Genomic DNA, 14,515 nt, shown 5'->3' on the forward strand with positions numbered 1-14,515 from the left:
CCATCAAAAAGCACCCACTTTTAACGCCAAGAAAAGCATCTATCGTAGACCTAAACACGGTAAACGCTTTGTTTGCGGAAATTATGCAATCTGGAATTCCTTTTGGATATCAACAGGCCAATTGCCATAATATTTCGCATTACACCAGTTTGTTGTTGGAGTCTAAAGGCTATCAATGTGCCAAAATTTGGGCGTTTGCACCGGTGGTTTATTCCACTTCCAGCTATAAATTAATCCGGATTCCCGATAAAAACAACCTATCGCCTGGCGGAAAAATCGATTGGGGTTATCATGTTGCACCCATTCTTCAAGTTCGGATTGGGAATAAAGTGCGAAAAATGGCCATTGACCCAGGATTGTTCAAAACTCCCGTGCGTTATAGAACTTGGTTGGCCAAACTCAAAACCCGAAAATTGATTTATTTAATCATGGATTCGGACTGGTATTTATTTAATTCCTCAATGCTTACCAATTCGGAGCTTCAGGCTAATTCTGAGGAATCATCAAATGCAAATCCAACAAATATCAAATTGCCCGATTGGTTTTCGGACAAACACATCACGGACTTTTTCAGATACGAAGAAGAGGCATTAGAGCAACATTGGATAGAAAAAGGATTGGCCGTAAACGAAACCGCTTTGGCTTTTTACGATGCCGAAATCAAGCCCATTTTGCATTCCAAACAACACCAAGATTTAGTCACCGATTATAAAATGTTGGTGGGAAATGTATTCCATTTTGAAACCATTTTCAGGGACAATAATTGGAATCCTGAAATGAATGACGAATTTCAATTGAAACATCAAGAAATCATCGCCAAATACCGGGAAATCTACTTTTCGAATCTACAAAAATGGCAAGAATCTCTGGCTTCGTTAAACGAAATCATCAAGAAATAATTCGGAAATTTATTGCTGGGACATCACGATCAAGACAATTGCCACCAAAGCCAAAAACAGTCCTGCAAAATTCATTTTGGACAGTTTTTCTTTAAAAACAAAGATGCCCGTCAAGCTGCCAATAATGATTACGCCCATATTCATTCCCGCAAAAACGGTGGAGGGATTTTCGGCAAAGGATTGATGCGCTTTCAAATAGAAGAGAATATTTCCAAAGTTAAAAACACCAACCAAGCCTCCAAAAAGAAGGTTTTTGCAATTAAATTTTGCCTTTTTGAAACCTATTTCGAAACCAACAACTGCCGTCATTATTGTCAACGCCAATACGAAAACAACAAACAAGGAAGTGGTATAGGGCAAATTGGTAAACAAGGCGATTTGTTTAAACAGGATGTCAATCAATCCAAATCCAATCAAAACCACGGCGGGATAGATCCATTTGTTTTTGGTATTTTCCGAAGGTTTGTTCAGAATAAGAAGCAAGGCAGGAAAAGCAATCCCGAAAGCGGCAATTTTTAGGGTATTGAAATTTTCGCCAAAAATCAGCCAAGCGGCCAAAACAGGGATGAATAGCGAAAGTCGTTGTGCCGCATCGGTTTTCACGATGCCGACTTCCTTGATGGACAATGCCAAAAAAAGAAAAATGGACGGCAACAAAACGCCGAGGGAAAGATAAATTTTCCAAGGTGCTTCAATCCCAACATCGGCGAGGTTTGGACTGAAAAAAAAGTAACAAAGGGCAAGCGCAAACAAGTAATTTGCAGCAACAATTTGCGTCGTGTTGATGGAATATTTGCGTGCTATTTTAAAAATAACGCCAACACTTACACTGCAAATAATGCTTAAGATCAGGAATAACATAGATTTATGTTTTATACTCGCAAAAATACTATTTAAACCAAAAAAATCCACTGAATATCCTTTGGATTTCTTTGAAACATCAAATTTATTAGCCTTTAAAACTAATCCACTTTTTTAAAAACCAACTTTTCGCCTGATGGATTACTCAGTATTAGCTGCCTATTTTCTACTTTATAAGTAGTGGTACTTTGTAGCGCTTTCAGGAATTCACTTTCTTTATTAGTATTGGGACAAGCCATTCTAGTGGTAATTATATTGGAAAAACGAAGCGTCCCTCTTTCGAAGAACAGGGTACCGTTCATTCTATTGCAACCTGCAAATCCTAAAAAATTATTGGTTGAACTGTTGATTTCAAGATTTGGTAATTCTTTTACAAAATCAGTAGCAACCAAGACTTTACCATTTAGTTTTTCTAAAACCCAAATATCGTGCAAACTAGAATCCGTAACATAATTACCACAACCACTGAAATTCGTTGAATTGCTATTTTTACTAATATCAATCCGAACAGCATATGGAGATTTTTCGCCAGACATTTTATTTATGCATTCTTGTTGCCTAATTTGAATGCTCATTGTTCCAGTTTCTGTAGCCACTCGATACATTTTTACATTGGCATCCATTGCTCGAACGGGTTCTACATGAACACTTTTCAGAGATTCAAAACCCGGTTTCAAGGAAGTAAATTCGATAGTTTTTTCAGATATTTTCAAACTCCATTCGGGTTCGTTACCGTTTCCTCTAAAATAAATTCCTTGTTCTAAATTTTCCACTTGTTGCTTGTACTCTTGAGTTGGCTCGGTTTTTCTAACTTCTTTCTGAGCCGATGCGTTACTTTTACAACTTACAATAACTAAAACGATTGCCAATAATTGAATTCCCTTTTTCATATACTCCATTAAAATTTATTCCGACTTTCCATCTATACTAATTCTTATAATTTACTGATGTAACTACCAAACAAATCCTTGAACTGATAACCTTCGGATACACGGTCTTTGCTCAATTTTTTATATTCGACCAATCCCCAAAGAATAAATTCTTTCATAAAATAGCTATCTTCTTTTTCCAATTGTGGCTGGTATTTTTTGACCAACACTTCCAATGGAGCAATGCCGTCCAAAATGGTTTTGTATTCCTCGTCCGAACAATCGTCCAATAATTCGAAACCACTTTCGGCAAAAAACCATTCCAAGGTATCGGAATACGGTGTTTTTTCTCCCTGCTTTTCGAGTTTTTCAATTTTCGGAAAATAGGCTGGAAAGAAAGTATGAATCGCATCGCCTATTAAGTGCTGCGCCACGATGGCCGCTCCCTCCTGCTCTCCTTCGTAAACCAATTCCACTTTCCCGGTAATGGCTGGAATAATTCCCATAAAATCGGACAATCGCAAAGTAGTTTTCTCCACTCCCGATTTCAAGGCACGACGTTCGGCGGTGCTTAACAAGTTTTCGAAAGCCGTAATGCTCAGTCTGGCACTCACGCCACTTTTATTGTCTATAAATTCGCTTTCACGAGCTTCAAAACTGATTTGCTCCAATAAATCTTTGGCCAAGGAAGGCACGTAAACCAAATCGCTTTGGGCGGCATCCAACTTGGCTTCTTGCTCCGTAATGGTTCGGGCGATTTTGATGGTTTCCGGATAATGCGTCAGGATCTGGGAACCAATTCTGTCCTTTAAAGGTGTCACGATACTACCACGATTGGTGTAATCTTCCGGATTTGCGGTGAAAATAAATTGCATGTCGAGCGGCATTCTCAGTTTGAATCCTCGAATTTGAATGTCGCCTTCCTGCAAAATATTGAACAAAGCCACCTGGATTCTGGCCTGTAAATCGGGTAATTCATTGATAACGAAAATACTGCGATTCGCTCTTGGAATCATTCCAAAATGAATCACTCGGTCGTCGGCATACGACAATTTCAAATTGGCTGCCTTTATCGGGTCGACATCGCCAATTAAATCGGCAACGGTAACATCTGGCGTGGCCAATTTTTCGAAGAAACGCTCGCTTCGGTGCAACCAAGAGATGGGAGTTTCATCGCCTTTTTCGGTGATTAGATCTTTTGCAAAACGGGAAATGGGATTCAAAGGATCGTCATTGATTTCGGAACCCGTTACAAACGGAATGTATTCATCCAACAATTCAATCATTTTGCGCGCCAATCGGGTTTTGGCTTGACCTCGAAGCCCCAACAAATTGATGTTGTGACGGGACAAAATAGCGCGTTCCAATTCTGGAATAACGGTATTTTCGAAGCCGTGAACTCCTTCGAATGTAGGTTGTCCTGACTTGATTTTCTCCCGCAGGTTGTGACGCAATTCATCCTTGATGCTTTTGCTCACATAACCTGATTTTTTTAATTCGCCAAGTGTGTTTATGTTGTTCATTGATTGCTGTTTAGGGTTTGTTGTTTAGGGTTTAGGGTTTATAGTTTGTTGTTTATAGTTTGTTGTTTATGGTTTGCTATAACCATTAAAAATGTTCTCGCCCTTCGTCTTCGCTCAGGATGACACGCTCGAACTGACAAACTGGGACTGCGACTGAACACTTTATTTTATTCTTTTTTTACGATTGGTTTCATAATCCTCGAAAATCATTTCGCCCAAGCCTTTCAATCCGGTGTAGAAAGCTTTTCCTTGGTTGGCTTCGGTAAAACGATTGACGAATTGCTGCAAATACGGATCTTTGGCAATCATGAAAGTCGTGATGGGAATGTGCAATTTCCGGGCTTGTTGGGCTTCGTTGTAACATTTGTCGACAATGTATTCGTCGAGTCCGTTGCTGTTCATGTAATAGGTGCCGTCTTTTTCGCGAACGCAACTCGGCTTGCCATCGGTAATCATGAATATTTGCTTGTTCGTATTCTTTTTTCTGCGGAGTAAATCCATTGCCAATTGCAAACCCGCCACGGTATTGGTGTGAAAAGGGCCCACTTTCAAATACGGCAAATCGCGAATGGCAATCGTCCAGGCATCGTTTCCAAAAACGAGAATATCCAAGGTGTCTTTTGGATAACGCGTGGTGATTAATTCGGCCAGAGCCATCGCGACTTTCTTGGCAGGCGTGATTCGGTCTTCGCCGTACAAGATCATGCTGTGGCTGATGTCAATCATCAAAACCGTGCTCATTTGGGATTTGTATTGGGTTTCTTCGACCACCAAATCATTTTCGGTGAGCATAAAATCGGCCACGCCATTATTGATTTGGGCATTACGCAGACTTTCGGTCAGGGAAATTCGTTCCAATCCATCGCCGAAATGAAATTCGCGAAATTCTCCCGTGTGTTCGTCTCCACTTCCGGCATGTTTCGTTTTGTGGTTTCCGGTTCCGGAACGTTTTAGGTTTCCGAAAATGTTGTCCAAAGCCTGTTGGCGAATGGCTCTTTCGGTTTTGGAAGTAATGCCTAATCCCGAAGTTCCATCGTCCTTGAGTTCGTCTCGAATGTATCCTTTTTTCTTTAAATCTTCAATAAAATCATCGATGGTGTAGTGTTCATCGGTGAGTTTGTATTCCTTGTCCAATTCCCGCAGCCAATCGATGGCCTCGTCAAAATCTCCCGAAGTATGCGTGATTAACTCCTTGAATATCGCAAAGAGTTTCTCAAACGGAGACTGGAATGGTGCTTCGTAGGTTTTGAAATAAAATCCTTTTTTGATGGTGTTTTTCATATTTTTAAAATTACATTATTTAAAAAAGAACCGAAGCCAAACATATATTAATTTTTAGTTAAAAGCCTTTTTGTTCAGCCCATTGATCTTAAATCCGAAAATCGGATAAAAAGACCCTAATTTTACCCGTATTCTACATTGACAACTTTGACGATAAAGGCAAAATAACTTCCGAAAATGTGTATTACAATGGAAAGGCATTGGAAGTAAAATAAATTTTAAAAAGTATGAATTCAAAAAGCCGAAACTGGATGTTTCGGCTTTTTCTTTGCTGCAAATAGAATGTCAGATTTTTGTATTACAAATTTCAATTTATCATAAATAAAACTTAAAACGACCCATTTTGATTTAAAAAATATTTTTAAATAACTGAAAATCAGTAACTTTATGTAGATAATTTATTGTTTAACCAAATTAATTCGCATTATGGACAACGAGATTCTTCAAGACAGAAAAGAAGCAGGTATACTACTTTCCGAGAAATTGGAAAAATACCAAAACAAAGAAGCCATTATTCTTGCCGTTCCAAGGGGAGGCGTTCCCATAGGATACGAAATTGCCAAGAATTTACATCTTCCCCTGGATATTATTCTTTCCAAAAAAATTGGACATCCTTTAAACAAAGAATTTGCCATCGGGGCAGTATCCTTGGATTCAATGATTATCGATAAACATCCCGAAATTCCCAAAGAGTATATTGAAAGAGAAATAAAAACGCTTCGAGAATCATTGCAGGATAAATACACTCTCTATATGGGCAATCGCAAACCCAGTGATATCGAAGGTAAAATAGTAATTATAGTAGATGATGGCATCGCTACCGGAAACACCCTTTTAGTCAGTATAGAAATGTTAAGAAAAAGTAAACCTCAAAAAATTATTGTAGCCGTTCCCGTGGTTCCTTTCGACACAGTCAAGATTTTTCAACAAAAGACGGACGAATTTGTGTACTTGATAGCCGCAAAAGATTTTAGGGGCGTGGGCGGTTTTTATGAAAATTTCGAACAAGTAAATGACGAGGAAGTAATTCGCATGCTGGGGGTGGCCAATTTAATAGGATAAAGAATTCTACTTTAGTTTATGTGGTTTTAAAATTTGTTGATTATGAAAAGAGAAGAAATAAACATCCCTTTGCCGTCAGTGGTATTAAAGGGCGAACTAGTACTCCCGGAAAAAGCCCTTGGAGTTGTAGTTTTTTCACATGGAAGTGGCAGTAGCAGATTCAGCCCCAGAAATAAAATGGTGGGAGAATTGATTCAACAAGAGGGAATAGGAACCTTGTTGTTTGATTTGCTCACCGAACAAGAAGACAGAGTTTATGAAAACAGGTTCAACATCGACTTGTTGGTAAGTCGATTGATAGACGCCACGGAATGGCTCATGGAATATAAAACGACGAAAAACTTGCCCGTAGGATACTTTGGCGCCAGTACCGGAGCAGCCTCGGCATTGCGGGCAGCCGCCTATTTTGGAAAAAGCATAAAAGCAGTCGTGTCACGTGGAGGACGCCCAGATTTGGCATTAAATGCTTTACCAATGGTTACGGCTCCCACTTTATTGATCGTGGGACAACTCGACGCACAGGTAATTAAAATGAACAAACTGGCTTTTGACCAATTACAGAGCATAAAAGAAATGAAAATAATTCCCGGTGCGACTCATTTGTTTGAAGAACCGGGCAAATTAACAGAAGTCGCCGATTTGGCAATTACATGGTACAAAAAATACTTGGTATAAGGCGCACTAACCAACTTTAAACTTTCATTCGGCGGTTTGGAGTTGGTTTATTATGTCTTTTTGAAAACATCTTACAACTTCCAATCATTGAATTCACTTTCTTATACCATCTTGTTTGAAATCATTCAAACTTTCCATCCACATAAAACCAATTGCCATTTTCTTTCTTGAAAGTAGAAAATTCGTGATGAATTTGGCTTTGTTTATTTCCATCCAAAAAATAAGCTTTAAACTCCACGGTATATTCTGTTGCGGAAATGATTTCCAGTTTTTGCCATTGGTTGGCTGTGGCCCATTGCAAAATTTCTTCCCTGGAGTAGTATTTCCTTTGGGAATTATGAGTGGTATTCAACAAATAATCCGCTTGATGTGTGGCATAAGCGGAATATCTGGATTTCATCAAAGCCAGAGCCGTTGGAGCTTTTTCAGTTCCGGCAATATATTTTTGGCAACAATCTTGAAAACTAATTGTCGAACCACAAAAACAAAGTCCTGAATTATTCACCTTCTGGATTTATCTTTTGAAACAGTTGATTTAACAACACTTGGTATTTACTGATTTCGATCAGGTCTTCGTCTTCGTCTGTATGATCCAAAAAATCATCCAATTTATCACTGACTTCCAACAGTTTATTATTGGCCGATTTATGGTCTTTGGCAGCCATTAAATCAATAATTTCCTGAACGCCGTTTTTTAATTCCTCGAATTGGCTCTTTTCCATAATTAGTTGTTTTCGTCAGTTTTATTCTCATTAAATTTTTTCACGATTAGCTTCAGCTTTTCTTTGCGCAACACTTTGGCCGCTTTCACTTTGTCTTGCTCTTTGTGCAACTTATCGTTGTGTTTCTTGATATTCCTTTCGTTGTTTCTTCCCATTATAGTTCTCTTTTTATTTCGTCCAACGTTTTATTTGTATAAATAAGTTGTTCGATTATTAATTTTCTTAATTCATCCAAATCATCGTATTCAAAATACTTCGCCCAAGAAGTCAAGTTAAACAAATTCCTGATTTGCTTGATTTTTTTCGTGGTTTCAAAACTCGTTCGAAGTAGGGCTTTATTATCGTATTTCGGATTATTTTTATGTTGGTAATTGACCGTGTTTTGGGTATAATTGGCTTCTAGGTAATACAATTCTTCTTCCGCATTGTCGGGATAGAATTCGTTCCAAGGGGCAAAACCCAATTTTGTTTTGGAGTCATTGCGAGCTTCAGCGCCATCATGTTCCATGGGCTCCAATCTCCACTTGCTGTTGGCCAATCTTCCCCAATGATTCGACAATCGATACATTCCTTCTTCAGTATAAAAATACTTACTTCCCGATTTGCTGTCATACTGCACAGGCATTCCTTCAACCACCTCAGGAAACACTTCATTAAAAACACAAAACGTGTTTTTGAAAGAATTGGGACTTGGACGAAATACTGCTTTCATGGCACAAAGGTAATCAGAAAGGCAATAACAACCCAATGCAAACTTTAATTGAAATTTAAAATGGTGTTGGGCGTTACCACAAGGGTCGGGCTTTTCGCTATATCTTTTGTTCCGCTATCGCTTCACAAAAGGATGCCGCTGCTATCCCTAACGCAAAATCAGGAAACCCAACAAAATTAAGTTCTAATTGACTAACTTTGCACTTTAGAATCCAATAAAACCAATTGATTATGACTAAGCCATCAGAAAAAATGCTCCAAAAAGGAGTTTACACCGGAATAATAGAGCAAGACGAAAACAACAACTTTTTTTGTGGCGAATATCTATTAGATTATAAAATGGTTATGGCCAACCATAAACTGGGCGATATGGTAACCATCAAATCAGTGATTGAAAATCCAAGCGACATCAACTACAACAAGTATCCAAAGAAGTCCAAAAACTTTGACAAAGCCAATAACAAGCCCCAACAATAAGCCTTTTTATTGATTTTTTTTAAGTCGGAAATTGAAAACTTAAAAAAAAGTGTACCTTTGCAAAAAATTGTCGATTTTGGAACTAAATCAGATTGGTTCCATATTAAAAGACAAGTAGTTACCTTATTTATGAAAAAAATAGTTGAATTCCGCAAGCTGTTAAATGTTGATAAAACAGTAGAATTAAAAGATTTGAAAACCATTTATCGCAATGCGATGAAAGATGCGCATCCTGATAAATTTCAAGGAGACGAAGAGGGTTTGAAAGAAGCTGAAGAAAACAGTAAAAAAATTATTGAAGCCTACCACTTTTTGGTAAGCATCAACCCTGAAACTATCAAATCAAACTTACCGGAATACACCGAAACCATCTCGACCTCAACCATCACGGATTACAAATTTGTAGAAGGACGATTGATTATCAATTTCTCCAACGGTAGTGTTTACGAATACATCAGTGTTCCTAAAGCCACTTACGTAAAAATGGTAAATGCCGATTCTCCGGGAAGATTTGCAAAAAGACACATTTTAAATTCTTTTACTTGGAGAAAAACACTTAACCAAGACTAGAAAACTAGATCAACTTACATTTTAAAAGCACTCCTTTCGGGAGTGTTTTTTTTTTCTGTAAAAAAATAAAACAAGAATTGCATAGAACATTTATTTTAAGTAAGTTAGCAATGTCCAATATTTAAAAATAAATTAACATGAGTGACTCTTGTAAACTATTCAAATCACAATATAAAAAAGCAAAAGAAACCCTTGACATCTTGCTAACCCATAAGGAAAAAATAAATTTAAAACTAGAATCCGATTATTCGAATGCGCACTTGCACAAAGAATTAAGAACCGTAAATATGGACATCCGAATCACGGAAAACGAAATAGAACATGCTGAATTTCGCATAAATGAATGTGAAATGAAACAAAATTCCCTTATCTAGAAAAAATTTCCGACACAAAACCCATTTCGCAATTTTATTCTCCAAATACTTTTAGAAAAAAGGCTAAAATTTGGAAATTTTTATTTGCCCGACTTCCCCCTAATTAAAATATATAAACTATAACAAAAATTTAAGTCGTAAAATTATTGATATTTTATAAATTTAGATACTTTTGCAGACTTAAAACATTTAACTAACTTATAATGAAAAAAATAATTTTATTACTTTCGGCTACCGTATTCTTAATTTCTTGTAGCAAAAACAAGTATGTCATTTCAGGTACCGTAAAAGGTATTGAAAATGGGAAAACCGTAATTATGGAAACTCAAGATGCCAGTGGTATGGGAGGATTAATTGCTGTAGATACCGTAAAAGTAGAGAACGGTAAATTCGAAATAACAGGAAAAGCTTTAGAGCCTTCTTTCCATATGTTACAAGTTGAAGGTGTACAAGGAAAAGTGCCATTTATCTTGGAAAATGGAGACATTGCAATAGAAATCAATAAAGACAGTCTTAACAAATCGAAAATTTCTGGAACTTACAACAATGACGAATTTTCTTCATTCAACAAAGATCTTGAAAAAATTCAAAAACCATTAATCGATTTTCAAACGAAAAACACACCATTAATGAATACTGCACAACAAACTAAAGATACTGCAGTCATCAATAAATTAATGGCAGAATTCGGTAAAATTCAACAAAGTATTGGTGAAACTACCAAAAAGAAATATACCACTTACGCTGAAACTCATCCAAAATCATTTATAACTGCTTTAATCATTCAATCAATGATGAGTGACCCGGCTGTTGACTTGAAAAAATTAGAAAAATTATATGCTGATCTTGATGCGTCTTTAAAAACTACAAAACCAGGAAAAGCGATTGACACAAAAATTAAAGAAATAAAATCAGGTCCTGCAGTTGGTCCAGCTCCAGCTCCAGTTGGAGGCGCTAAATGAAGCTCTGATTTTTCTGCTCCAAATCCTGAAGGAAAATTAATTAGCCTGAAGGAAAGTTTAGGAAAAGTAACAATTGTTGACTTTTGGGCTTCATGGTGTGCTCCTTGTAGGGTCGAAAACCCGAATGTGGTGACCATCTATAAAGAATTTCACGACAAAGGTTTAAACATAGTAGGCGTTTCTTTGGATAAAGACGCTAAAAAATGGAAAGAAGCCATAGCAAAAGATAATTTGACTTGGACTCAAGTTTCTCATTTAAAATTTTGGGATGAACCCATTGCCGCACAATACCAAGTGCAATCCATTCCAGCCACTTTTATCCTTGATGCGTCAGGCAAAGTAGTGGCAAAAGATTTAAGAGGCAAGGAACTTAGAGCAAAAATCATGGAACTTTTGGCTAAATAGGTCGAAAAGGTACAACTCATAAAAAATCTCCCTTGTGGAGATTTTTTTATTTTATTCAATACCAACACATTGCAATTAATCTCAAAATTAAGTGCCCATTTAGTTTGGAAACATCAAAACAGTTTTTATATTTGCAACCGCTAAGCACAAATAATGCTGGCTAAACACGGTTCGGGGAGATACTCAAGCGGCCAACGAGGGCAGACTGTAAATCTGCTGTGTGAACTTCGCAGGTTCGAATCCTGCTCTCCCCACAAAACAAAAAGTCCTGAAAATTTTCAGGACTTTTTTTGTTTAAGTCAGTTGTATCCGATTTATTCCAAAACGAAATTCACGCTTACATTTGCCGTAATCTCTATTTCTCCAACAGCCAATGTTTCTCTAGGCGCTGATTCAGCATCAAACGTCGCTTTCATGGCATACATTCTAGGCTGCGGGTTATACGTTTGCGAATTATCAGATATCAATATTGCTTTGCCTACTTTTTGGCCTAAAACCGAAACAAAATCCTCGGCTTTGGCTTTTGCCTCTTTTATGGCCAATTTTCGAGCATCGGATTGCAATTGCGTCATTTTGGAAGACTTGAACTCCACATTGTCAATTCGATTAATGCCTTCATTGACCAAGCCTTCCATAAAGGCATCATATTTAGACAAATCTTTTAATAAAATTTGTACTGTTTGCGTTGCCACATAACTGTATTTCTTTTTCTCGTAATCATAATTAGGATTTAAAGAAATACGTTGGGTCTGGAAATCTTCTGCCGCAATATTCGACTTTTTGATAAATTTCAAGATGGCGTCCATTTTTTTGTCATTCTCCCGTTTTACCTCCTCGGCCTTTGTTCCTTTTGTTTCAATTGAAATGGAAATTGAGGCTTGGTCTGGAGCCACTTTAATCTTCCCTTCGCCAGAAACGGCAATCATTGGAACTTGTTTTTGGTCTTGGGCGTAAGACATCGTCATAAATAAAATACCTAGAATCAATAGTGCTTTTTTCATTTTAAATAAATTTAATTAGTTTTCACAATCTGTATTCAAATCCTGTGCCAATTACAGCTTCCCCAATTTTGACATTGCAAAAAGAATCAGGATGGGAATAGCCAAAAGCACCACCATAAGGGTATTATCCACAAGCATTGCGGGATCTTTTAAGAGCGTGATCAAATACCCTCCAATTGCCCCTCCAAAATGAGCCGTGTGGCCAATGTTGTCGTTCTTGGCTTTCATCCCGTAAATGGAATACAACAAATAGCCAATACCAAAAAGATAAGCCGGAATGGGAATGGGAATAAAAAACAAATACAAACTCATGCTTGGATCAATCAAAATCGCCGAATACAGGATTCCGGTAACAGCTCCAGATGCACCAATAGCCCTGTAACTGTAATCGTTTTTGTGCATCAACAGGGTAAGCAAGCTTCCAAAAACAAGACTTATCATATAAATCAAGAAAAAGGAAGCATTTCCAAAATAATGAACCACCACGGGCGCAAACATGTAAAGGGTAAACATATTGAAAAACAAATGTCCCATATCGGCATGTAAAAACCCAGAAGTAACCATTCGGATTTGTTCCCCGGCTCGAATGCTTCCGATGTGGAATTCATATTTTCTAAAAAATGCCAGATCGTTAAATCCTTTTAAACTGAATAAAATGGTGGCGGCAATAATTACAATTAAAATAGTGCTCATAAATTGTTTGGATATTTTTTTTTAAAGTGTAAATCTAATTAATATAATGCTTGTAAAACAGCCGACAAATCACAAACTTTCATCCAAAAGATTTTTTTGAATTATATTTGTGGAAATATTTTACCCCATGCGTTTTATCGTTTACCTCATAGTCTATCCCTTTTTATGGTGCATTTCGATGTTGCCGTTTAAATTACTATACTTATTTTCCGACTTCATCTATCTAATCGTTTATTATGTAATTGGTTACAGAAAAAAAACCGTTCGAGAAAACTTGGCATTGGCATTACCCCATTTATCAGCCGAAGAACGGTTGAGCATCGAAAAAAAATCATTCCGCCACTTGTGTGACATGTTTCTCGAAATGATAAAAACAATGACCATTTCCAAAAAAGAAATCGAGAAACGTTTCGTGTTTACCAATATGGAGGTTTATAAAAAACTGGAAGAACAGGAAAAAAGCATCGCAATGATGCTGGCACATTATGCCAGCTATGAATGGGTAATCTCGATGAATGCCTATGTCACTTTTAGTGCTTTTGCCATTTATAAAAAAATCGCCAATCCTTATTTTGACAAACTGGTTCGGGATATTCGATCCAAATTCAAGGCATCGCTCGTAACCACCAAAGAAACGATCCCAACCATCATCAAGAATAACAGAAACAAAAAGCTCTCCATTTATGGATTTGCCAGTGATCAATCACCAAAAATCACTTCTGCATTTCATTGGCAAAAATTTATGGGAATTGAAGTCCCCGTGCATACCGGTGCCGAAATACTGGCCAAAAAATACAACATGAACATGATTTTCCTTAAAGTAAAAAAGGCAAAACGTGGTTATTATGAAGCCAGCTTTGAAGTGCTGTCCGAAAATGCCAAAGAAATACCCAACTATGAAATCACGGATAAATTCCTGACATTGGTGGAACAACAAATTTATGAAGCGCCTGAATATTATTTGTGGACGCATAAACGTTGGAAACACAAAAGATAGTGAGCAGTGTCCAGCAGCAGTTGGCAGATCGCATAAAAAGGGAATTTAACGCAATTGTATTTCGTTTTCCTCAAGAATTTCAAAAAGATAAATACTATGGTTTGGCTCGTATTTCTCTACCCCGCTTTGATACCATTTTTCGATTACATCAAGTTGATATGGGGTATAACCATCCGTATCTATGGTTAATCCCAGTAAACCGGACAACAGGAAATCTTCCAACACTTTGTTGTTGACAATTCGTTGGGGAATGCCCTCCTTAATTCTACCATTCATTTCCTCATAATCCATCCTTCCAGATTTAAAGCCGGAATTAAAGGCTGCACTATCTTTATGATAATTGGCTTGCGGAAATGGATTGATGCCTTTAGCATACCCTTCAAAATACTCTTGCCTATAAACGGAGTTAAATATGTTTTTTGTATTCATAAAG

19 protein-coding genes, 1 tRNA gene and 1 pseudogene are annotated in these 14,515 nt (G+C 37.3%); 10 read left to right on the plus strand and 11 right to left on the minus strand.

Translation table 11 applies throughout. The features are described 5' to 3' along the window. Positions 1 to 68 precede the first annotated feature (68 nt). The gene (locus OZP13_RS09895; RefSeq protein ID WP_269240022.1) at positions 69 to 899 is read left to right on the plus strand and encodes a protein-glutamine glutaminase family protein; all 831 of its coding nucleotides are present in this window, start codon (positions 69 to 71) and stop codon (positions 897 to 899) included. A 9-nt stretch (positions 900 to 908) separates the two neighbouring features. Here OZP13_RS09895 and OZP13_RS09900 read toward each other — a convergent pair whose 3' ends face one another. The 4 genes from OZP13_RS09900 to OZP13_RS09915 form a co-directional block, all read right to left on the minus strand. Further along, positions 909 to 1,760 (minus strand): EamA family transporter, encoded by an 852-nt coding sequence (locus tag OZP13_RS09900; RefSeq protein ID WP_281297026.1) that lies wholly within the window; start codon positions 1,758 to 1,760, stop codon positions 909 to 911. A gap of 101 nt (positions 1,761 to 1,861) precedes the next feature. After that, positions 1,862 to 2,650, minus strand: a complete 789-nt coding sequence (locus OZP13_RS09905; RefSeq protein WP_281297027.1) for an META domain-containing protein — start codon at positions 2,648 to 2,650, stop codon at positions 1,862 to 1,864. Between the two features lie 44 nt (positions 2,651 to 2,694). Next, entirely contained in the window at positions 2,695 to 4,152 is a 1,458-nt protein-coding gene (locus OZP13_RS09910; protein ID WP_269240025.1) for an AAA family ATPase, read from the minus strand. Positions 4,153 to 4,314: 162 nt separating this feature from the next. Then, positions 4,315 to 5,433 carry a vWA domain-containing protein gene (locus OZP13_RS09915; RefSeq protein WP_281297028.1) on the minus strand — a complete coding sequence of 373 codons (1,119 nt, stop codon included), beginning with the start codon at positions 5,431 to 5,433 and terminating at the stop codon, positions 4,315 to 4,317. A 426-nt stretch (positions 5,434 to 5,859) separates the two neighbouring features. Between OZP13_RS09915 and OZP13_RS09920 the strand changes: the two genes are divergently transcribed. Together OZP13_RS09920 and OZP13_RS09925 are read left to right on the plus strand one after the other, a co-directional pair. Beyond that, on the plus strand, positions 5,860 to 6,495 hold the full coding sequence (locus OZP13_RS09920; RefSeq protein ID WP_281297029.1) for a phosphoribosyltransferase: 636 nt from the start codon (positions 5,860 to 5,862) through the stop codon (positions 6,493 to 6,495). A gap of 42 nt (positions 6,496 to 6,537) precedes the next feature. After that, positions 6,538 to 7,170, plus strand: a complete 633-nt coding sequence (locus OZP13_RS09925; RefSeq protein ID WP_281297030.1) for a dienelactone hydrolase family protein — start codon at positions 6,538 to 6,540, stop codon at positions 7,168 to 7,170. 121 nt (positions 7,171 to 7,291) lie between these two features. On the opposite strand, the gene OZP13_RS09930 is transcribed toward OZP13_RS09925, so the two are convergent. Genes OZP13_RS09930 through OZP13_RS09945 form a run of 4 tightly spaced genes read right to left on the minus strand, consistent with a single transcriptional unit; the run spans position 7,292 to position 8,604 of the window. Further along, positions 7,292 to 7,675 carry a YchJ family protein gene (locus tag OZP13_RS09930; protein WP_281297031.1) on the minus strand — a complete coding sequence of 128 codons (384 nt, stop codon included), beginning with the start codon at positions 7,673 to 7,675 and terminating at the stop codon, positions 7,292 to 7,294. Further along, positions 7,668 to 7,892 carry a hypothetical protein gene (locus OZP13_RS09935; protein WP_269240028.1) on the minus strand — a complete coding sequence of 75 codons (225 nt, stop codon included), beginning with the start codon at positions 7,890 to 7,892 and terminating at the stop codon, positions 7,668 to 7,670. Before OZP13_RS09935 ends, OZP13_RS09930 begins: the two co-directional genes overlap by 8 nt. Positions 7,893 to 7,894: 2 nt before the next feature. Continuing rightward, positions 7,895 to 8,047, minus strand: a complete 153-nt coding sequence (locus tag OZP13_RS09940; RefSeq protein WP_269240029.1) for a hypothetical protein — start codon at positions 8,045 to 8,047, stop codon at positions 7,895 to 7,897. After that, on the minus strand, positions 8,047 to 8,604 hold the full coding sequence (locus OZP13_RS09945) for a hypothetical protein (protein WP_269243667.1): 558 nt from the start codon (positions 8,602 to 8,604) through the stop codon (positions 8,047 to 8,049). Before OZP13_RS09945 ends, OZP13_RS09940 begins: the two co-directional genes overlap by 1 nt. Positions 8,605 to 8,834: 230 nt before the next feature. On the opposite strand from OZP13_RS09945, the gene OZP13_RS09950 reads away from it, so the two are divergent. The 6 genes and pseudogenes from OZP13_RS09950 (at position 8,835) to OZP13_RS09975 (ending at position 11,645) form a co-directional block, all read left to right on the plus strand. Further along, entirely contained in the window at positions 8,835 to 9,080 is a 246-nt protein-coding gene (locus OZP13_RS09950) for a hypothetical protein (RefSeq protein ID WP_269240030.1), read from the plus strand. Positions 9,081 to 9,209: 129 nt separating this feature from the next. Further along, a complete protein-coding gene (locus OZP13_RS09955; RefSeq protein ID WP_269243669.1) occupies positions 9,210 to 9,650 on the plus strand; it encodes a KTSC domain-containing protein in 441 nt (146 codons plus the stop codon). A 137-nt stretch (positions 9,651 to 9,787) separates the two neighbouring features. Continuing rightward, positions 9,788 to 10,024, plus strand: coding sequence for a hypothetical protein (locus OZP13_RS09960; RefSeq protein WP_281297032.1), 237 nt, complete (start codon positions 9,788 to 9,790; stop codon positions 10,022 to 10,024). A gap of 203 nt (positions 10,025 to 10,227) precedes the next feature. After that, positions 10,228 to 10,986: a DUF4369 domain-containing protein gene (locus tag OZP13_RS09965; RefSeq protein ID WP_281297033.1), complete on the plus strand. Its 759-nt coding sequence runs from the start codon at positions 10,228 to 10,230 to the stop codon at positions 10,984 to 10,986. Between the two features lie 18 nt (positions 10,987 to 11,004). Then, a pseudogene (locus tag OZP13_RS09970) lies at positions 11,005 to 11,391 on the plus strand (TlpA family protein disulfide reductase); the annotation flags it as partial. Positions 11,392 to 11,564: 173 nt separating this feature from the next. Further along, positions 11,565 to 11,645: transfer RNA gene (locus tag OZP13_RS09975), tRNA-Tyr, on the plus strand. Between the two features lie 60 nt (positions 11,646 to 11,705). On the opposite strand, the gene OZP13_RS09980 is transcribed toward OZP13_RS09975, so the two are convergent. Beyond that, positions 11,706 to 12,392, minus strand: coding sequence for an SIMPL domain-containing protein (locus tag OZP13_RS09980; protein ID WP_281297034.1), 687 nt, complete (start codon positions 12,390 to 12,392; stop codon positions 11,706 to 11,708). Positions 12,393 to 12,443: 51 nt separating this feature from the next. Further along, complete coding sequence (locus tag OZP13_RS09985; RefSeq protein WP_281297035.1) at positions 12,444 to 13,085, minus strand: rhomboid family intramembrane serine protease; 642 nt, start codon at positions 13,083 to 13,085, stop codon at positions 12,444 to 12,446. Between the two features lie 127 nt (positions 13,086 to 13,212). On the opposite strand from OZP13_RS09985, the gene OZP13_RS09990 reads away from it, so the two are divergent. Beyond that, positions 13,213 to 14,082, plus strand: a complete 870-nt coding sequence (locus OZP13_RS09990) for a lysophospholipid acyltransferase family protein (RefSeq protein ID WP_281299442.1) — start codon at positions 13,213 to 13,215, stop codon at positions 14,080 to 14,082. Positions 14,083 to 14,127: 45 nt separating this feature from the next. Here OZP13_RS09990 and OZP13_RS09995 read toward each other — a convergent pair whose 3' ends face one another. Continuing rightward, positions 14,128 to 14,511 carry a glycyl radical enzyme family protein gene (locus OZP13_RS09995; RefSeq protein ID WP_269240036.1) on the minus strand — a complete coding sequence of 128 codons (384 nt, stop codon included), beginning with the start codon at positions 14,509 to 14,511 and terminating at the stop codon, positions 14,128 to 14,130. Between the last annotated feature and the right edge of the window lie 4 nt (positions 14,512 to 14,515).

This window comes from Flavobacterium limnophilum, from assembly GCF_027111315.2.
Lineage (GTDB): Bacteria > Bacteroidota > Bacteroidia > Flavobacteriales > Flavobacteriaceae > Flavobacterium > Flavobacterium limnophilum.